Source organism: Pseudomonas sp. PWP3-1b2 (assembly GCF_049896045.1).
Taxonomy (GTDB): domain Bacteria; phylum Pseudomonadota; class Gammaproteobacteria; order Pseudomonadales; family Pseudomonadaceae; genus Aquipseudomonas; species Aquipseudomonas antarctica_B.
This window is the reverse complement of sequence record NZ_JAFCTN010000009.1, coordinates 48,237-67,017: the sequence shown is the minus strand read 5'-3', so window position 1 is coordinate 67,017 and position 18,781 is coordinate 48,237. Positions and strand designations below refer to the sequence as shown.

The window sequence follows — 18,781 nt, the reverse complement described above, 5'->3', positions numbered from 1 at the left end:
AGGTCAGCCTATCCGGTGGTCATCAGAACCTGCGGCAGCTATGTAGCACCGTGGTTTTTCGCAAAGACCTCCTCCCCCATCGCCGCAATCTGCCCTTCAATCAACGCCTCAAACGGCCTGAGCAACGGCTCGAACGACGCCGGTGCTTCCAGCACTTGCAGCGCCTGCACAATGGCCTCCACCGTCGACAATGCCCCTGGCCCCGGTGCCTTGCGCAGCCGATACCGGGAAACGGCGCCCGCCGCCAATGTCACCCGGGGCAAGGCGGCCAACAATGGATTAAGGTGCAGCAACTTGCGCGCCTTGCGCCACGTGCCGTCGGGGACCACCAGCAACAAGGGTTCTTCAGAAGCTGCGTAAGCATTTAAAGGCTGCGCGTCGTCAGCCGGAAATAAAAGCCGTGGCTGGTAGCCGGGCGGGTTCAGCAAGGTCTGCAAATCATCAAACACCTCACCCACCACCAACTGCGCATTCTTCAACCCCAACGCCGCCAGCCGCGCCGTATTCAGCGCATGGTTGACCTCACTCGGATGCTGCAACAGCAGCACGCGGGTGCGGCTGTCGAGGTTTGGGATCAGCGGGCACAGGCAATGGCTGACAGGCCTGAGGCAACGGGAACATTGAGGTCGGGGCATATTTTTCAGGCCTGATTGAGCTGGGCTTTGAGCAGATCACGGAACGTCTGGATCAGCGGTTCACGGCTGCGCCCCCGGCGCATGATCATCGAGAACGGCGCCTGATAGCCGAACGTTGCCGGCAGCAGTACGCGCAGGTCGCCCTTGTCGGCCCACGCCTGGGCGTAGTGCTCGGGCAGGTAGCCGATGTAGGCGCCGGACAGCACCAGAATCAGCTGTGCTTCCATACTTTCCACCGTCGCAGCGCTGTGTTTGAAACCGTGGCGCGCCAACTCTGCCTGGCTCCAGTAGCCGCGACCGACCATGCGCTGCTGGGTGATGACCTGCTCGGGAATGCGCCGCTCATTGAATAAAGGATGCCGCGTGCTGCAATACAGCCAGTGCTGTTCGCGGTACAGCGGCATGTAGATCAACCCGCTCATGCGGTTGGAGAAGGCGCCGATGGCCAAATCCAGGCGATTGTCTTGCACGCCGAGTTGCAGTTCGTAGGGGCTCATCACCGACAAATGCAGGTGCACCGCCGGGTGTTCGAGGCTGTAGGCGCCGATCACTTCAGCGAACGGCAAGGCTTTGTCGCTGACGGTGGAGTCGAGCACGCCCAGCTTCAGCGTGCCGCGCAACTCGCCCTTGAGCGCGGCGGCGTATTGCTCGAAGCCTTCCAGTTCGCCGAGCAGGCGCAGGGTTTCCTGATGGAACAGCTCGCCCTTGCTGGTGAGGCTGAAACCGCCGCGACCGCGATGGCACAGCACCAGGCCCAGCGCCGACTCGAGCTGGCTCATGTAGGTGCTGATGGCCGACGTCGACAGGTTGAGTTCGTGCTGGGCATTGGCGAACCCCTGGTGGCGCACGATGCTGACGAAGATGCGCAGGAGTTTCAGGTCGGGCAAGGCGTTGGCCACAAGGTCTCCAGATTCAGCTAATGCACCGCTGACCCACTGTGGGAGCTGGCTTGCCTGCGATGGCGGTCTATCAAAAAAGATTTCAGGCCTGACACACCGCTATCGCAGGCAAGCCAGCTCCCACATTTGTACCGAGTTTACCTCAGGCATTAGTTTAGAAAAATCTGAACTAAGTATTTGCCCCTGCCGATTCTTCCCGCACCGGGCTTTTCGCAGAATCGGCCCCTAATAAACAAAACAACGATGAGGCACTCCCGTGGACAAGATTTTTCACCAACCACTGGGCGGCAACGAAATGCCGCGTTTCGCCGGCATCGCCACCATGATGCGACTTCCCCACCTCCAATCCCCTGCCGGCCTGGACGCTGCATTTATCGGCGTGCCCCTGGACATCGGCACGTCGCTGCGCCCCGGCACCCGCTTCGGGCCGCGTGAAATCCGCGCTGAATCGGTCATGATCCGCCCGTACAACATGGCCACCGGTGCAGCGCCGTTTGACTCGCTGTCGGTTGCCGACATCGGCGACGTGGCGATCAACACCTTCAACCTGCTGGACGCCGTGCGCATCATCGAAGAAGCCTACGACGGGTTCCTTGAGCACAATGTGATCCCGCTGACCCTGGGTGGCGACCACACCATCACCCTGCCGATCCTGCGGGCGATTCACAAAAAATACGGCAAGGTCGGGTTGGTGCACATCGATGCCCACGCCGACGTCAACGACCACATGTTCGGCGAGAAAATCGCCCACGGCACCACCTTCCGCCGCGCGGTGGAAGAAGGCTTGCTCGATTGCGACCGCGTTGTGCAAATTGGCCTGCGCGCCCAGGGCTACACCGCCGAAGACTTCAACTGGAGCCGTAAACAGGGCTTTCGCGTGGTCCAGGCCGAAGAATGCTGGCACCACTCCCTCGCGCCATTGATGGCCGAAGTGCGTGAAAAAGTCGGCGGCGGCCCGGTGTATTTGAGCTTCGACATCGACGGCATCGACCCGGCCTGGGCGCCTGGCACTGGCACTCCGGAAATCGGCGGGCTGACCACCATCCAGGCAATCGAAATCATCCGTGGCTGCCAGGGCCTCGAGCTGGTGGGTTGCGATTTGGTAGAAGTCTCGCCGCCTTACGACACCACCGGCAACACGTCGCTGCTCGGCGCCAACCTGCTCTACGAAATGCTCTGCGTACTGCCCGGCGTGGCCCACCGCTGATGAGCGCGCAGCCAGTGCTGAAGGCCGCCGCCGAGCTGGTGTCGGCCTTCGCCCGCAATGATCGCGCCGCCTACTTTGGCGCGTTCACGGCCGATGCAAGTTTTGTGTTTTACACCCTCCCCCAGCCGCTGCTGAGCCGCGATGCCTATCAGGTGTTATGGGACAGCTGGCGCGCAAACGAGGGGTTCGAGGTGCTGTCGTGCACCTCGAGCAATGCCGTTGTCAGCCTGCAAGGCGACGTGGCGATTTTTATTCATGACGTGGCCACCGAGCTGCGCATGAACGGGGAGCAATGCTTTAGCCAGGAGCGCGAGACCATTGTCTTCAAACGACAAGGGTCTGGCACACAACAACAAGAAGGCCTGTGGCTGGCCTGTCACGAACATTTGTCCGCAATGCCGGAAGGGCTGCCGCCCCATTAGCCAATGTGATCGGAGCAGATCATGAATAATAAAAACAACCAAAACAGTATTCGCAAGATAGAAACCAACGGGGTCGAACAGATCCCGGACCACGAACGCACCGCCAGCCCCAAGGATCTGTTTCGCCTGATCTTCGGCGGCGCCAATACCTTTGCCACCGCTGTACTGGGTTCATTCCCGGTGCTGTTCGGCTTGTCGTTTCAGGCCGGTGTGTGGGCGATTGTGCTGGGCGTGCTGGTGGGCGCGCTGATTTTGGCGCCCATGGGCCTGTTCGGGCCGATCAACGGGACCAGCAACGCCGTGTCCTCCGGTGCGCACTTCGGCGTGCACGGGCGAATTGTCGGCTCGTTTCTGTCGCTGCTGACGGCGATCGCCTTCTTCTCACTGTCGGTGTGGAGTTCAGGTGACGCGCTGGTCGGTGGTGCGAAACGTCTGATAGGCCTGCCGGAAACCGACCTGACCCTGGGCCTGGCCTACGGCGTGTTCGCGATTCTGGTGCTGACCGTGTGCATCTACGGCTTTCGCTTCATGCTGTGGGTTAACCGCATAGCGGTGTGGGCGGCGAGCCTGCTGTTTCTACTGGGGATTTTCGCCTTTGCACCGGCGTTCGACAGCCACTTTGCCGGCACCATCGCATTGGGCCAGAGCGGTTTCTGGGCGGCGTTTATCGGCGCTGCGCTGGTGGCCATGAGCAACCCGATTTCCTTCGGTGCATTCCTCGGTGACTGGTCGCGCTACATCCCGCGTGAAACGTCAAAAATGCGCATCATGTTGGCGGTGGTGCTCGCACAGATCGCCACCTTGATCCCGTTCCTGTTCGGCCTGGCGACCGCGACCATCGTCGCGATCAAGGCGCCGGATTACATCGCGGCCAATAACTATGTCGGCGGTTTGCTTGCGGTCGCGCCAAGCTGGTTCTTCCTGCCGGTGTGCCTGATCGCGGTAATCGGCGGTATGTCCACTGGCACTACGTCGCTGTATGGCACGGGGTTGGACATGTCCAGCGTGTTCCCGCGATTGCTCTCACGGGTCAAGGCGACGTTGCTGATTGGGGTGATGTCGATTGCCTTCATCTTTATCGGACGTTTCGCCGCCAACCTGGTGCAGAGCGTGTCGACTTTCGCCGTGTTGATCATCACCTGCACCACGCCGTGGATGGTGATGATGATCATCGGCTTGATCGTGCGTCGCGGCTTCTACTGCCCGGATGACCTGCAAGTGTTTACCCGCGGTGAAACCGGCGGCCGCTACTGGTTCAGTCATGGCTGGAACTGGCGTGGGCTGGGGGCGTGGATCCCGAGTGCGCTGGTGGGCCTGTGCTTCGTCAACTTGCCGGGGCAGTTCGTTGGCCCGCTGGGCAACCTGGCCGACGGCATTGATATCAGTTTGCCGGTGACGTTGGGGTTGGCGTCAGTGGTGTACCTGACCTTGCTGCGTATGTTCCCGGAGCCAGCGGCTGTGTATGGCCCCAGAGGGCTGCTTCGCAGCTCATCGGAAGCCTGTTCCCTCGCCACAAAAAGCGCCTCAGTAGCCTAAAAAAATAATCGGAGACTCGCCGTCATGGCTTTGGATTTATTCGTCGTACTCATCTACGCCGCCGGCATGCTCGTGCTCGGCTATTACGGCATGCGCCGCGCCAAGACCCACGAAGACTACCTCGTCGCCGGTCGCAACCTGGGCCCGTCGCTGTACATGGGCACCATGGCCGCCACGGTGTTGGGCGGTGCGTCCACCGTTGGCACCGTGCGCCTGGGTTATGTGCACGGCATCTCCGGCTTCTGGCTGTGCGCCGCTTTGGGCGCCGGGATCATTGCGCTGAACCTGTTCCTGGCCAAACCGCTGCTCAAGCTGAAAATCTTCACCGTGACCCAGGTGCTGGAAAAACGCTACAACCCCATGGCGCGCCAAGCCAGTGCGGTGATCATGCTGGCCTACGCGCTGATGATCGGCGTGACCTCGATATTGGCGATCGGCACCGTGCTGCAAGTGCTGTTCGGCCTGCCGTTCTGGATCTCGGTGTTGTTGGGTGGTGGCGTGGTAGTGGTGTATTCGACCATCGGCGGCATGTGGTCGCTGACCCTGACCGACATCGTGCAGTTCGTGATCAAGACCGTCGGCCTGATGTTCATCCTGCTGCCGATCTGCCTCTACCGCGTCGGCGGCTGGGATCAACTGGTAGCCAAGTTGCCTGCGTCGAGTTTCAGCTTCACTGAAATCGGCTGGGACACGATCATCACTTACTTCATGATCTACTTCTTCGGCATCCTGATCGGCCAGGACATCTGGCAACGGGTATTCACTGCCCGTGACGAAAAGGTCGCCAAGTACGCGGGCACCTTCGCCGGTTTCTACTGCATCCTCTACGGCCTGGCCTGTGCGTTGATCGGCATGGCAGCGCACGTGCTGCTGCCCGACCTGGACAACATCAACAACGCCTTCGCCGCTATCGTCAAAGCCTCGCTGCCGGACGGCATCCGTGGCCTGGTAATTGCCGCTGCGCTGGCCGCCATGATGTCCACCGCCAGTGCCGGCTTGCTGGCCGCCTCAACCGTACTGACCGAAGACCTGCTGCCGCGTTTGCGCGGCGGCAAACAATCGAGCCTGAACATCAACCGTCTGTTCACCATGCTCACCGGCATCGCCGTACTCGGTATCGCGCTGGTGGTGAATGACGTGATCAGCGCCCTGACCCTGGCCTACAACCTGTTGGTGGGCGGCATGCTGATCCCGCTGATGGGGGCAATTTTCTGGAAACGCGCGACGACCTCCGGGGCGATTGCATCGATGACGTCAGGGTTTGTGACCGCGCTGGTGTTCATGTTCAAGGACGGCCTGGACGCGAACACGCCGATCTACTACAGCCTGGCGGTTGCGCTGGTGAGCTTCGTGGTAGTGAGTTTGCTGTCGCGCAGCCCGCAAGTGGAAACAGCGCGGGCGATTTGAGAGACATAGAGATTTAATGCAGTTACTTCAGCGGGTGCGACGTCGGATGTCGCGCCCGTTTTTTTGCCTGAAACAAAAACGACTGTGGGAGCGGGCTTGCCCGCGATAGCGTTAAATCAGTCGGTACTTTATTGACTGATACAACGCCATCGCGGGCAAGCCCGCTCCCACCGTTAAATTCTGCTCCGACCCGAGATTACCGGCGACGTGGCCGACGCTGCTCGTCATCCGTGCGAATTGGCACCGGTTGCAGCGGAGGCTCGATCAGGCCCAGCGCAACGCCGAGGTCATGGAGCCAGTTTTGGATTTTCTCTTTCATGGTTGCCCCCTTTGAGGGTAATGCGAGTCGGCGGTAGAAATAATGCGTGATGCAATGTCGCCGCTTCCTACAGATAGTAGCCCTAAGTCCTACGTAATGCTTGAACGAAAACACAACGAACTATTACTGAATGGATCAGAATCCTGACGGATCGTTCAAGCAGTCTCGCGGGTGTCGTGCAACAAATCGGCGCTACCTTCCTGCTGCAGGTCGATCCATGCGTTGAGGTTAGCGCCGAGCATACCCTTTCGCCACATCAGCCAGGTGGTGGCAGTGGCAAAAGGCCCGGTCAGCGGATGAACGGACACATTGTCCTTCCCCGGGAGGCTGTCGAGCATGGATTCGGACATCAAGGCCACCCCGGAACCGGCGATCACGCAGGCGAGCATGCCCTGGTAGGACTCAATCTCAATGGCCCGGCCCATGGCCACGCGGTCGTGGGAAAACCAGGTTTCAAGGCGCGCGCGGTAAGCGCAACTGCGTCGGAAGGTGAACACCGAGCGCCCGGCCACGTCCTGCGGCCCGCGCACCGGCGGGTGATCAGCTTCGCAAATCAATACCAGGCGCTCCTCGCACAGCGGCACACCGTCCAGGGATGCGATGGTGATCGGGCCGTCGACGAAGGCAGCGTCCAGGCGACCGGTGATCAACCCCTCGAGCAACTCACCGCTGGGGGCCGATTGCACCTGCAGGTTCACCATCGGAAACGCTTTGTGATAGCGCGCCAGCAGCTTCGGCAAGTGGACCGCGGCCGTGCTGTACATGCTGCCGACCACGAAATCGCCGGCCGGTTGCCCGCCTTGTACCGCGCCATGGGCTTCGTCGTGCAGCGCCAGCAGACGAGTGCTGTAGTCCAAAAGCACTTTGCCGGCAGGAGAAAGCTGCAAACGCTGTCGTTCGCGCACGAACAGCTCCACGCCGAGTTGCTCCTCCATCTGCTTGAGCCGCGTCGACAGGTTTGAGGGCACGCGGTGCAGGCGCTCGGCTGCACGGGTAATGGAGCCCTCTTCCGCCACGGCCTGGAAAATGCGCAATTGACTGAACTCCATACCTTTCTCCAAAACTGAACAAGTTGCTCACTATTATTCATTTTTACAGAAAGTCAATCGACTTTAGCCTGAGGGTCATTCGTTTCCCTGAAGGAATTAAGAGCATGTCTCCCCTGACTCGCTTACTTGCCAGCTTTATCGCCCTGATGATGGCCATGGGCATCGGCCGTTTCGCCCTTACCCCGCAACTGCCGCATTTGCTCAGCGAAGGGCAAATCGACCTGACCGGCGCGGGCCTGATCGCGGCGGCCAATTACCTGGGTTATTTCGTCGGTGCGGTGGATTCGATTTTCGCCCGCAGCCATCACCATGTGCGCGGGCGTATGTACGGGGGCCTGTGGTTATGTGTGCTGCTGACACTGGCATCGTATTGGGCCAATGGCTTCTGGCCGCATTTGCTGCTGCGCTTTGGCACGGGAGTGGCGAGCGCCTGGGCGCTGGTGATGATCACCAGCCTGAGCCAGCCGCTGGCGATGGCTGCCGGCCGCCCACGCCTGGGGGCGTTGGTGTTTGCCGGGCCGGGGTTGGGGATTTTGCTGACAGGCTTGCTGGCCTTGGGCTCCAATGTGCTGGGGCAGAACTCAGCCACCTTGTGGTTGGTATACGGCGTCGTGGCGCTGGTGATGTTGCTGGCAATTCTGCCCTTTTTGCCGCAGCCAAGCCTTGCCCATGCGCCCGCCGCTGATGCAGGCAGCAATGAAAGTATTGCGCACTTGGGCTGGATCTACTTTCTGTACGGCCTGGGCTACATCATTCCGGCGACATTTCTCTCGCAAATGGCCAGCGCGCAGTTCAAGGGCGCGTGGCAAGCCGACTTGTTCTGGCCGTGCTTTGGCTTGGCCGCAGCGGCTGGTGTGGTGGTCGCAAGCTTGCGCCGCAAGAACCCGCAGACCACCCGACGCTGGTTGATGATCACCTTGTGGCTGCAGGCGGCCGGGGTATTTGCCTGCCTGCTGGGCAATGGCTGGGGCCTGGCGTTGGGCGTGTTGCTCTGCGGTGCGCCCTTCCTGGCATGCATGCAGTTGGTGATGGCACGCTTGCGCGATGTGGCGCCCCACGGTTACCAGCGCAGCACTGGCCTACTGACCGCCAGCTTCGCCATCGGCCAATTATGCGGCCCGCTGTTGGCCTCAGTGAGCAGCCATATCAGCGGCGGCCTGCAACCGGCGCTGATCATTGCCGGCTGCGGCCTGGTGTTGGCGGGTGCGGTGCTGGTCAACCGGCAACCAGCGGCCCGGGCAGGCGAACCTGCTCGCGCCGAGCGAGCACCAGGAAAAACAGCCCTCCCAGGAAGCAGCCGGTAAACCAGGCGAAGTTGGCCATCACTTGCAAGGCCGGCGTGAAGGTGATCGCGACGCCCACCAGCGTCGCGGGCACCAGCGCCTTGACCGCTGTCCAGTTCACGCCACCGTCGAAGTAATAGCGCCCGGTCGGGCTGTCATCGAACAGCGCATCGACATCGATTTTCTGCTTTTTGATCAGGTAGAAGTCCACCAACAGAATCCCGAACAGCGGCCCGATGAAGGCCGCAAGAATGTCCAGGGTGTAGTGAATCATCAGCGGGTTATTGAACAGGTTCCATGGGGTGATAAAGATCGACGCCACGGCGGCGATCATTCCGCCGGCACGCCAGCTGATTTTGCTCGGCGCAACGTTGGCGAAGTCGAACGCCGGGGACACAAAGTTGGCCACGATGTTGATACCGATGGTGGCCGTGACGAAAGCGAAGGCGCCGAGCAGCACGGCCATGCTGTTATCGATACGCGAAACGGTGGCAATCGGGTCGTGGAGCATTTCGCCAAACACCGGCAAGGTGCCCGACACGATCACCACGGTGACCAGCGAGAACGCCAGGAAATTTACCGGCAGCCCCCAGAAGTTGCCACGTCGCACGTCCTGCATGCTGCGGCAGTAGCGGCTGAAATCGCCAAAGTTCAGCGTAGGCCCGGAGAAGTACGACACCACCAGCGCCGTCGCCACGACCACTTGGCCGAAGGCCTGCCAGCCCGACAGTGACTTTTCCGACAGGCTGAAGTTGATATTCGCCCAACCCGCCTTCCATACAATCCAGCCTGCCAGGGCAAACATCACCGCATACACCACCGGCCCCGCCCAGTCGATAAAGCGCCGGATCGACTCCATACCCGCCCAGAACACCGCCGCTTGCAGGACCCATAGGCTGAGGAAACCCATCCAGCCCAGGTACGACAGACCCGCGAAATGAGGTTCCGCATATACCGCCATCTGTGGGAAGAAGCGCAACACCACGATGATCAGGGCGCTTGATGCCAGGTACGTCTGAATGCCGTACCAGGCTACGGCGATCAGGCCGCGAATCACTGCGGGAATATTCGCGCCGAATACGCCAAAGGCCAGCCGGCAGATCACCGGATACGGCACGGCGGCTTGTTGACTCGGTTTGGCGACGAGGTTAGCGATCAACTGCACGATGCATATACCCGCGAGCAAGGCGATCAATACCTGCCAACTCGCCAGCCCAAGGGCGAACAGGCTGGCGGCAAATACATAACCGCCGACGCTGTGCACGTCGCTCATCCAGAAGGCGAAAATGTTGTACCAGTTCCACTTCTGCGGCAGCGGGCCCAGGTCCTTGTTGTAAAGGCGCGGGCTGTAGCCTTTGGGCAATTGTTCGGTCATCGCGGGCTCCTCGAAATACCGGCCTGCGCTTCCATAACAGGATGCATACGGAAGGCGGCATGGTTTGTATACGAGGTATTCAGCAGAATGCGTGCCAATAGAACACAATCCCCATTGCACAACGTTGCAAAGGGGATTGAGGCTATTTGGAAACAGGGACTACGCTCAGCAACGGTGCACTAAAATCCTGTACACAATCAGCGGTGCACTCGATGTGAACACAGGTAGCCAACCGTGCAACACGCGGCGGTCAGGAACGTGCCCCAGGCCATATCCATGATCGCGAGATTGGCAGACCAGCCTTGCAGCGTGGCCCAGTTGCTCAGGTCATAGGTGCCGTAAGCCACAAGGCCGAGCAACGCACCCAGGCGCGCAGCACGTTGCCAACTGGCGCTGGGCAGTACCACGAACACCACACAACCGATGACATACAGGAGATAGAACAACACGGCGGGCAACAGGCGAGGCTGATCGAGCATCAGCGGGCCGAGCAGGCCCTTATAGGTTGGGCCCATGATGACGCCGAGCCAAAGGCCGTCGAGCACCAGGAAAGCGAGCAAGGTGCCAAGGTAGGCAAAGATGACGTTTCTGGACATGGGTGCAACCTCCGTAGGCGCCGGTTAGCGCCTACGGAAGAGCGAAGCGGGCTCAGCTTAGTTCAATGCGATCGGCATGAATGACGATCTGGCCCTGCTTGTAGAGGGCGCCAATGGCCTTCTTGAAGTTGCCCTTGCTGACGCCGAACAAGTTGCTGATCACCGCCGGGTCGCTTTTATCGCTGACCGGCAAGCTGCCGTTATTGTCGCGTAGCTTGGCGAGAATCTTCGAATTGAGGCTGGACGCCGCTTCCTGGCCGACCGGTTGCAGGCTCAGGCTGATGTTGCCGTCGGCGCGAATCTCTTTGATGAAGCCTTTCTCTTCCTTGCCCGGGCGCAGGAACTTGAACACTTCATTCTTGTGGATCAGGCCCCAGTGCTTGTTGTTGATGATCGCCTTGAAGCCCATGTCGGTCGCCTCGGCCACCAGCAGGTCGACTTCCTGGCCTACCTGGTAGTTAGCCGGGGTTTTATCGAGGTAGCGATCCAGGCGCGCAGTAGCAGTGATGCGCTTGGTGTGCTTGTCGAGGTAAACGTGCACCACGCAATACTCACCGGCGGTCATCTGGCGCTTTTCTTCGGAGTACGGCAGCAACAGATCTTTCGGCAAACCCCAGTCCAGGAATACGCCGATGCTGTTGACTTCCACCACTTTCAAACTGGCAAATTCGCCGACTTGAACTTTCGGTTTTTCAGTCGTGGCGATCAGTTTGTCATCGCTGTCCAGGTAGATGAAAACGTTCAGCCAGTCTTCATCTTCACTGGGAATATCTTTGGGGATATACCGATTGGGCAAGAGGATTTCGCCATCTTGCGCACCGTCCAGGTACAAACCAAAGTTAGTGTGTTTAACCACTTGCAAGCTGTTGTAGCGCCCGACTAAAGCCATTTCCGATACCCTCATTACGTGGGCGGCATTCTACCCGAGTTGCGCCTGACACGCCCGCGCACCTGAAAAATCGCGGTCTGGCGTGGCGTAATACTGGCCGCGCCCCGCTCGTCTGATCAGGCGAATCAATTTTCGTCAGGAGGCAATTCGCCGCAGCTTCTCGGGTTTCCATTTAAAACAGTAGGTTAGCCATTTATTTTGCTCATTAACGTTGGCTATTTCCCCCGCCATCCGTTATTCCCAAGGGATATTTGCCAAGCAATTGTCAAGTGTTTCCTGTACGATGCATGGCCAAGTTAATTTTCTACAGGTTAGTGGCCGCCATGCGTGTAAAAGCATCCAACAGCAAAGCAAAGCCAGCTCCAGCCGTTGAAACCAGCGAATCGATCAACAGCCAGATTGCTGCTTTCCTCAAGTCCGGCGGCGAAATCCAGCAAATTGCCAAGGGCGTCAGCGGCCAGACTTTCGGCCCGTCCAAGCAGATCAGCCTGGGCAAAAAGTAAAACCTGCGCAACACACCTGGTCCCTAAGCGTCTTGCCATCAAGGCGCTAGGACTAGAGCCCGAAACACCCTCTTGCTTCACCCTCTGATGTGTAAATCGACGAACGGCCCTCATCTCCTGGCAATCGCCGGTATGCTTGCACACGTCTAGCACGGGCGTCTTGCCGTCCTTTCGTTACTGCTCCTCGCTTTTCATGGAGTGAAGCGTGTTCAAACCCTGTATTTTCCTGTTAGCTGCGCTTGCAGCCAGCCCCCTCGCGCAAGCGCAGATTTTTCAGCGCGAACTGGGCGACTTCGACCTCAAATTGGGCACCACTCCCAGCCGCAGCATGGCCCAGGGGTTGGTCAAACCCACCTCGCCGGGTAGCGACTCGTTTCACGGCGGCCTGGACCTCAGTCATGACAGCGGCCTGTATATCGGCCAGTTCTCGCCCAACATCGGGCTGTCCCCGGCCAGCAACCTTGAAGTCGATTCCTACATGGGCTTCAAACATCCCTTCGACCAGACCCTGGGCTACGAAGTCGGCTTGATTCACTACAGCTACCCCAAAATCAGCCTGCTCGACAGCCAGGAGTTCTACGGTGGCCTGAACCTGCTGGGCAATCGCTTCGGCGCGTCCTTCAGCAATGACCCGGATCGCCAGGACAGTACGCTGTTTGCCGACCTCGGCGGCACCCAGCCCTTCGGCATCGGCGTGAGCATGAAATACACCACTCACCAACTCGGTACGCCGGTGTCGGTGGACGGTGGCTCGATTCGCAATTTCAGCGATTGGTCGGTGCAGTTCTCCCGCGCGTGGATGGGCGTCGACCTGAACCTGATCTACAGCGACTCAAGCCTCAGCGGCGGCGACTGCTCGGCCTACTCCGGACACAATTCGCAATGCGATGGCCTGTTGACCTTGAAGGCCGCGCGGTCGTTTTATTAATGGGCTGAACTGTCGCGCCCGGCGCGGGTTCACATGCACTAACTCCTCTGCGCAAGGACTCGCCCATGTTGCGTCGGCTCAAACTGCTGGTGGTACTGCTGACCCTGAGCCTGGTGCTCGCCGGGTGCAATCGCGTAGGCCTGGCTTACCGCAATCTTGATGTGATCATCCCCTGGACGCTTAACGACTACCTGGACATGAATGCCGGGCAGAAGAGCTGGTTCAACGACACACTCAAGGATCACCTGGCCTGGCACTGCACCACGCAGTTGCCAGGTTATCTGGATTGGCTCGACCGCCTGCAGCAGATGGTCGACAACAATCAGGTTACCGATGCCGCGCTGCAGGCGCGCACGGTCGAGGCCAAGCAGGCGATTGGCGAGGTGGCGCGGGAGATCACACCATCGGCCATTAAGCTGCTGCAAGGGTTGGACGACAAACAGGTCAACGAGATGAACGCCGCGCTGGCCAAGGACTTGCGCAAGCGTCAGGACGAGTACCTCAAGCCGCCACTGGCGCAGCAGATCAAAGAGCGCGCCGAGCGCATGAGTAAACGTCTGGATGCCTGGATGGGCCCGCTGAGTGCCAGCCAACAGAACCGCGTCACGGCATGGTCGATTGCCTTGGGCGAGCAGAACCAGGAATGGATTGGCAACCGCGCGCATTGGCAGGCGCAATTTATTGATGCGGTGCAAAAACGCCGCGAAGCAAACTTCCCGCAGAAAATGCAGCAATTGCTGGTGGAGCGCGAAAGCCTGTGGACGCCTGAATACAAACAAGCCTATGCCAAGACCGAAGCTGCGGCGCGCAGCTTGATTGTCGACCTGATGGCCGAAAGCACTGCGCAACAGCGCATGAAGCTGACGCAGAAAATTGACGGCGTACGCAGCGATTTCAAAGCCCTGAAATGCCTCAAGGCCGCCTCGAATTAACCTGTGGGAGCGGGCTTGCTCGCGAAGGCGGCGTGTCAGTTAATAGATTCATCGACTGATTCACCGCCTTCGCGAGGAGGCCCGCTCCCACATTTGGCTAGAGTAATTTCTGTCAGGCGATCTGAGCTTTGGACGCCACTTCAGCAAACGTCGCCGGATCCAGGGCATCCGCTTGTTCGTCCAGCACCTGGCGCGGGTGATCATTGCCCGGAATCGAGCTATCAATCAGCGCCAATAACTGCGCACCCAGCGCGGTAAGAATGAAATTCTCGCCATTACCGCCCTCCTCTTCAGGGCGCGACTCAATAAACCCACGCTTGAATAGCAGCGCTTCATAATCCGCAGCGGTTTTTTTCAGCGCATCCAGATTCCCGGTGGACTCGCCCGCCGTGGCCTTCTCGGCCGCTTCCTGCTCGGCATATTTGCGAGGAGCGAAGCTGCCTTCGCCGTTCTGCACTTCATGCAGCAGCCGTTCGATCAAATCCCAGTTGTAAGTCGTCATCCTGATTCCTCCTGCAGGCCTGTGGAAAAGTTAGCCCGTCAAGGTAGTGACACGTCTTGCCACTGGCCGTTCAGCCGGGCAGACGGGCGTCAGCTCTCTGAACTTTTCAATCACAAACGGCCTCAACTGAATAACCCTGCCAAGGAGGTCCGAACATGAAAGCCCTGAGAAACCTGGCGATTGCCGCCACACTGTTGAGCGCACTGCCCGTTTGGGCCTGTACACCTGAAGAAGCCACGGCCAAGCGCAAGCAATTGGCCGATAAAGTGACCCAGCTCACTGAGCAAAACCCGACCAAGGCCAAGGAGATGAATGCAGAATTGCAGAAGATGGACATGGACACGGCCTCAGCCGACTTGCCCGACAAATGCCAATTGATTGATCAACGCCTCAAGGATCTCGACGAAGCGGCGGCCAAAGCCAAAAGTTGAGGAAAAAAAAACCGGACATCGTCCGGTTTTTTCACATCAGCGCAGGCTTATTCGGCAGCCGGAGCCTCTGGCTTGCGGCGCTTGAGCGGTGCCATGCCATCCTTGCTCACGAGCGACAGGTTGTCGGTCTTCGGCCGGTTGGCAATTTTGCGCTTGGTCGGCGACTTGGCGCCGGCTTTTTTCTTCTCGCCCTTGGCGTCGGTTTTTTTCTTCTTCACGCCAACCGCCTTGCCCGACGCCTTGACCTTTTTCGGCCCGGTGTAGGTGCCTTTGACTTCCTTGATGGTGCGGCGCTCGAACGACTGCTTCAAGTAGCGTTCGATGCTCGACATCAGGTTCCAGTCGCCGTGGCAGATCAGCGAGATGGCCAGGCCATCGTTGCCGGCACGCCCGGTACGGCCGATACGGTGCACGTATTCGTCGCCGCTGCGCGGCATATCGAAGTTGATCACCATGTCCAGGCCGTCAACGTCCAGGCCACGGGCGGCCACGTCGGTGGCCACCAGGATCTTCACGCCGCCAGCCTTCAGGCGGTCGATGGCCAGCTTGCGATCTTTCTGGTCTTTCTCGCCGTGCAGCACGAACGCTTTGTAGTCCTGTGCGACCAGGCGACCGTAGATGCGATCAGCCGCAGCGCGGGTGTTGGTGAACACGATGGCCTTCTGATAGGTCTCGTTGGCCAACAGCCAGTTGAGGATCTGCTCTTTGTGCACATTGTGGTCGGCCATCACGATCTGCTGACGCGTGGTCGCGTTCAGGTCGCTGACGTTGTTGACCTGCAGGTGCTCTGGGTTATTCAGGACCTTGGCGACCATATCGCGCAGGGTTGAGCCGCCGGTCGTGGCGGAGAACAGCATGGTTTGCTGACGGTTGACGCATTCAGCTACCAGGCGTTGCACATCGTCGGCAAAACCCATGTCGAGCATGCGGTCAGCTTCGTCCAGCACCAGCACTTCGACTTCCTTGAGGTCAAGGTTGCCTGCGTTGAGTTGCTCAATCATGCGGCCCGGGGTACCGATGAGAATATCCGGCACCTTGCGCAACATGGCGGCCTGGACCTTGAAGTCTTCACCACCGGTGATCAGGCCGGACTTGATGAAGGTGAACTGCGAGAAGCGTTCCACTTCTTTCAAGGTCTGCTGGGCCAGCTCGCGGGTCGGCAGCAGGATCAGCGTCTTTATGCTGACACGGACTTTGGCCGGGCCAATCAGGCGGTTCAGAATCGGCAGGACGAAAGCGGCGGTTTTGCCGCTGCCGGTTTGAGCCGTCACCCGCAGGTCACGCCCTTCGAGCGCGAGCGGGATGGCCGCTGCTTGCACCGGCGTAGGCTCGACAAATTTAAGCTCGGCCACGGCTTTGAGCAGGCGTTCGTGCAGGGCGAATTGGGAAAACACGGGTGCTACCTCGAAGAATTACAAAATATCAGCGGCATAGGTTACCGGTTTCGGGCGTCCAAACCGAGTTTCTTTACGCGAACGGTGCTAATCAGCTGCTTTTTTGTCAGTGAATTTGTCCGAAAAGCCAACTTTGTTGCACTTAAATGCTCTAATCGGCCCGTCTTGTCTTACAGAAGAATCGGTTTCACCCATGGATATCAAACAGCTCTGGCTCAACGTCCAAGACCTTTGGGGCACCCTCGATGAACATCCGGTATTACATTCCGGCGTGGGTTTGCTTGTATTGCTGGTGGTCGCCCTGTTGCTGGGACGGGCGGCGCGCTACCTGATCCTGCACGCTGTCAAACTGCTCGGCCGGCAACCGGCGCTGCATTGGCTCAATGACCTGCGGCACAACAAAGTCTTTCATCGCCTGGCACAAATGACGCCGTCCCTGGTCATCCAGTTCGGCCTGTACCTGGTGCCGAACCTGAGCAAGACCGCCACGCTGTTTATCGGCAACGTGGCACTGGCCTTCACCATTCTATTCATGACGCTGGCCGTGAGCGCCGTACTCAGTGCGCTGCTGGACATCTACGCGCGCACTGAACATGCGCGCACGCGCTCGATCAAGGGTTACGTGCAGTTGGCCAAGATGGTGTTGTTCGTGTTTGCCGCGATCATTATCGTCTCGACCCTGATCGACCGCTCGCCGCTGTTGCTGCTCTCGGGACTGGGCGCCATGTCGGCAGTGATCCTGTTGGTTTACAAGGACACCCTGCTGTCGTTCGTCGCCAGCGTGCAGTTGACCAGCAACGACATGCTGCGCGTCGGCGACTGGATCGAAATGCCCCAGGTCGGCGCCGACGGTGATGTGGTCGACATCACCTTGCACACGGTCAAGGTGCAGAATTTCGACAAGACCATCGTGTCGATTCCGACCTGGCGCCTGATGTCCGAGTCGTTCAAAAACTGGCGCGGCATGCAGGCCTCAGGCGGGCGACGCATCAAGCGCAGCCTGTATATCGACGCCAGCGGCGTTCGTTTTTTGAATGACGATGAAGAAGTGCGCATGACTCAGGTGCACCTGCTTACCGACTACATCAGCCGCAAGCAGGCCGAACTCAAGGCCTGGAACGAAGCCCAGGGCAACAGTGCGCAGCTGTCAGCCAACCGCCGCCGCATGACCAACCTCGGCACCTTCCGCGCGTATGCACTGGCTTATCTGAAAAGCCACCCGGACATCCAGCCGAACATGACCTGCATGGTGCGCCAGATGCAAACCACCGCCCAGGGCGTGCCACTGGAAATCTACTGCTTCACCCGCACCACGGCGTGGGCGGATTACGAGCGCATCCAGGGGGATATTTTTGATTATTTGCTGGCGGTGCTGCCGGAGTTCGGCTTGAGCCTGTATCAGCAGCCGAGTGGCAGCGATTTGCGCGCCGGGATGTTGCCGGCGGTGATGGGGGCCAGTCATTTGCCAGCCCCGGAACAACCTTCGATTTAACAACACGACCCCTGTGGGAGCGGGCTTGCCCGCGATAGCGGTGTATCAGCTTGCCTATTAGTTACTGAGCCACCGCAATCGCGGGCAAGCCCGCTCCCACAGGGGGGTTCAGCGAGGCATTGGCTGTTTGCGCACGCCCAACCGGCTGATCCACACCGCCCCCAAAATCACCAGCCCGCCCAACGCCAGGCGCCCCAGCGGCTCGTGCTGGTTCCAGATCAGCAAATTCAGCAGCAGCCCCACCGGCACATGCAGGTTGTTCATTACCGCCAGCGTGCCGCCATTGACCAGGCAGGCGCCCTTGTTCCACCAGTACATACCCAGCGCCGTGCTGACCAGCCCCAGGAATACCAGCACGCCCCATTGCAGCGGTGCTTCGGGCAGGAAGTTGGTCTTGCCGAATATCAGAAACGCCGGCAACACCACGATCAAAGCGCCCAAATAAAAGTAACCAAAACGGCGGTAATGCGGCAGATTACTCGGATAGCGCGCCACCAGGTGCTTGTACATCACCTGCCCGGCGGCGTAGGTGAAGTTGGCGAGTTGCAGCAGCAAAAAACCCATCAGGAAGTGTGGCGTAATCTGATCAAATCGGATCACCGCCGCGCCGCACACCGCCACCAGCGCGGCGATCAGCGCCCAAGGGTTGAAGCGTCGATTAAGCGCATCTTCAATCAGTGTGACGTGCAGCGGCGTGAGGATGGTGAACAGCAGCACCTCCGGCACCGTCAGCACGCGGAAACTCAAATACAAACACACATACGTCACGCCAAACTGCAGCGCGCCGATCACCAGCATGCCGCGCATGAACGCGGGTTCCACCGAGCGCCAGCGGGTGAGCGGGATAAATACCAGCCCGGCCAGTACCACGCGCACCAGCACGGCAAAGTAGCTATCAACATGACCGGCGAGGTATTCGCCGATCAAGCTGAAGGAAAAAGCCTGAATCAGGGTAACAACCAGTAGATAGCCCATGCGCGCC

At 59.4% G+C, this 18,781-nt stretch carries 20 protein-coding genes; 10 read left to right on the top strand and 10 right to left on the bottom strand.

The features are described 5' to 3' along the window. Positions 1-38: 38 nt before the first annotated feature. Positions 39-635, bottom strand: a complete 597-nt coding sequence (locus ACP7A2_RS08575) for a tRNA-uridine aminocarboxypropyltransferase (protein WP_426133872.1) — start codon at positions 633-635, stop codon at positions 39-41. A 5-nt stretch (positions 636-640) separates the two neighbouring features. Next, positions 641-1,534: a LysR family transcriptional regulator gene (locus tag ACP7A2_RS08570; protein WP_078738452.1), complete on the bottom strand. Its 894-nt coding sequence runs from the start codon at positions 1,532-1,534 to the stop codon at positions 641-643. Positions 1,535-1,790: 256 nt separating this feature from the next. Between ACP7A2_RS08570 and speB the strand changes: the two genes are divergently transcribed. The 4 genes from speB to ACP7A2_RS08550 are packed head-to-tail and all read left to right on the top strand — an operon-like array spanning position 1,791 to position 6,106. Continuing rightward, positions 1,791-2,741, top strand: a complete 951-nt coding sequence (gene speB, locus ACP7A2_RS08565; protein ID WP_426133871.1) for an agmatinase — start codon at positions 1,791-1,793, stop codon at positions 2,739-2,741. Further along, a complete protein-coding gene (locus ACP7A2_RS08560) occupies positions 2,741-3,163 on the top strand; it encodes a YybH family protein (RefSeq protein WP_426133870.1) in 423 nt (140 codons plus the stop codon). Before speB ends, ACP7A2_RS08560 begins: the two co-directional genes overlap by 1 nt. Before the next feature lie 21 nt (positions 3,164-3,184). Then, the gene (locus tag ACP7A2_RS08555; RefSeq protein ID WP_426133869.1) at positions 3,185-4,699 is read left to right on the top strand and encodes a purine-cytosine permease family protein; all 1,515 of its coding nucleotides are present in this window, start codon (positions 3,185-3,187) and stop codon (positions 4,697-4,699) included. 24 nt (positions 4,700-4,723) lie between these two features. Further along, on the top strand, positions 4,724-6,106 hold the full coding sequence (locus ACP7A2_RS08550) for a sodium:solute symporter (protein ID WP_426133868.1): 1,383 nt from the start codon (positions 4,724-4,726) through the stop codon (positions 6,104-6,106). A gap of 196 nt (positions 6,107-6,302) precedes the next feature. Here ACP7A2_RS08550 and ACP7A2_RS08545 read toward each other — a convergent pair whose 3' ends face one another. Next, complete coding sequence (locus ACP7A2_RS08545) at positions 6,303-6,425, bottom strand: PA1414 family protein (RefSeq protein WP_003193089.1); 123 nt, start codon at positions 6,423-6,425, stop codon at positions 6,303-6,305. 155 nt (positions 6,426-6,580) lie between these two features. Beyond that, on the bottom strand, positions 6,581-7,474 hold the full coding sequence (gene ptrR / locus ACP7A2_RS08540; RefSeq protein ID WP_426133867.1) for a putrescine utilization regulator PtrR: 894 nt from the start codon (positions 7,472-7,474) through the stop codon (positions 6,581-6,583). 104 nt (positions 7,475-7,578) lie between these two features. Here ptrR and ACP7A2_RS08535 point away from each other — a divergent pair, with 104 nt between their 5' ends. Next, entirely contained in the window at positions 7,579-8,778 is a 1,200-nt protein-coding gene (locus tag ACP7A2_RS08535; RefSeq protein ID WP_426133866.1) for an MFS transporter, read from the top strand. Here the strand turns inward: ACP7A2_RS08535 and ACP7A2_RS08530 are convergent. The 3 genes from ACP7A2_RS08530 to ACP7A2_RS08520 form a co-directional block, all read right to left on the bottom strand. Then, positions 8,690-10,132 carry an NCS1 family nucleobase:cation symporter-1 gene (locus ACP7A2_RS08530; RefSeq protein ID WP_426133865.1) on the bottom strand — a complete coding sequence of 481 codons (1,443 nt, stop codon included), beginning with the start codon at positions 10,130-10,132 and terminating at the stop codon, positions 8,690-8,692. The two genes, ACP7A2_RS08535 and ACP7A2_RS08530, sit on opposite strands and share 89 nt — an antisense overlap. Before the next feature lie 197 nt (positions 10,133-10,329). Further along, entirely contained in the window at positions 10,330-10,728 is a 399-nt protein-coding gene (locus ACP7A2_RS08525; RefSeq protein WP_426133864.1) for a DUF2177 family protein, read from the bottom strand. A gap of 52 nt (positions 10,729-10,780) precedes the next feature. Then, a complete protein-coding gene (locus tag ACP7A2_RS08520; RefSeq protein WP_054897831.1) occupies positions 10,781-11,617 on the bottom strand; it encodes a CvfB family protein in 837 nt (278 codons plus the stop codon). A gap of 323 nt (positions 11,618-11,940) precedes the next feature. On the opposite strand from ACP7A2_RS08520, the gene ACP7A2_RS08515 reads away from it, so the two are divergent. From ACP7A2_RS08515 to ACP7A2_RS08505, 3 genes are all read left to right on the top strand, one after another. Next, entirely contained in the window at positions 11,941-12,120 is a 180-nt protein-coding gene (locus ACP7A2_RS08515) for a hypothetical protein (RefSeq protein WP_003193095.1), read from the top strand. Between the two features lie 205 nt (positions 12,121-12,325). Then, positions 12,326-13,048, top strand: coding sequence for a TorF family putative porin (locus tag ACP7A2_RS08510; protein WP_426133863.1), 723 nt, complete (start codon positions 12,326-12,328; stop codon positions 13,046-13,048). 65 nt (positions 13,049-13,113) lie between these two features. Next, the gene (locus ACP7A2_RS08505) at positions 13,114-13,980 is read left to right on the top strand and encodes a DUF6279 family lipoprotein (RefSeq protein WP_426133862.1); all 867 of its coding nucleotides are present in this window, start codon (positions 13,114-13,116) and stop codon (positions 13,978-13,980) included. A gap of 112 nt (positions 13,981-14,092) precedes the next feature. Here the strand turns inward: ACP7A2_RS08505 and ACP7A2_RS08500 are convergent, their stop codons facing one another. Next, positions 14,093-14,482, bottom strand: a complete 390-nt coding sequence (locus ACP7A2_RS08500; protein WP_017134854.1) for a hypothetical protein — start codon at positions 14,480-14,482, stop codon at positions 14,093-14,095. A gap of 155 nt (positions 14,483-14,637) precedes the next feature. Here ACP7A2_RS08500 and ACP7A2_RS08495 point away from each other — a divergent pair, with 155 nt between their 5' ends. Next, positions 14,638-14,913 (top strand): hypothetical protein, encoded by a 276-nt coding sequence (locus tag ACP7A2_RS08495; RefSeq protein ID WP_426133861.1) that lies wholly within the window; start codon positions 14,638-14,640, stop codon positions 14,911-14,913. Between the two features lie 47 nt (positions 14,914-14,960). On the opposite strand, the gene ACP7A2_RS08490 is transcribed toward ACP7A2_RS08495, so the two are convergent. Then, positions 14,961-16,307 carry a DEAD/DEAH box helicase gene (locus tag ACP7A2_RS08490; protein ID WP_426133860.1) on the bottom strand — a complete coding sequence of 449 codons (1,347 nt, stop codon included), beginning with the start codon at positions 16,305-16,307 and terminating at the stop codon, positions 14,961-14,963. A 193-nt stretch (positions 16,308-16,500) separates the two neighbouring features. Here ACP7A2_RS08490 and ACP7A2_RS08485 point away from each other — a divergent pair, with 193 nt between their 5' ends. Beyond that, positions 16,501-17,799, top strand: a complete 1,299-nt coding sequence (locus tag ACP7A2_RS08485; protein WP_426133859.1) for a mechanosensitive ion channel family protein — start codon at positions 16,501-16,503, stop codon at positions 17,797-17,799. Between the two features lie 108 nt (positions 17,800-17,907). Here ACP7A2_RS08485 and ACP7A2_RS08480 read toward each other — a convergent pair whose 3' ends face one another. Then, positions 17,908-18,774 carry a carboxylate/amino acid/amine transporter gene (locus tag ACP7A2_RS08480; RefSeq protein WP_426133858.1) on the bottom strand — a complete coding sequence of 289 codons (867 nt, stop codon included), beginning with the start codon at positions 18,772-18,774 and terminating at the stop codon, positions 17,908-17,910. Positions 18,775-18,781 lie beyond the last annotated feature (7 nt).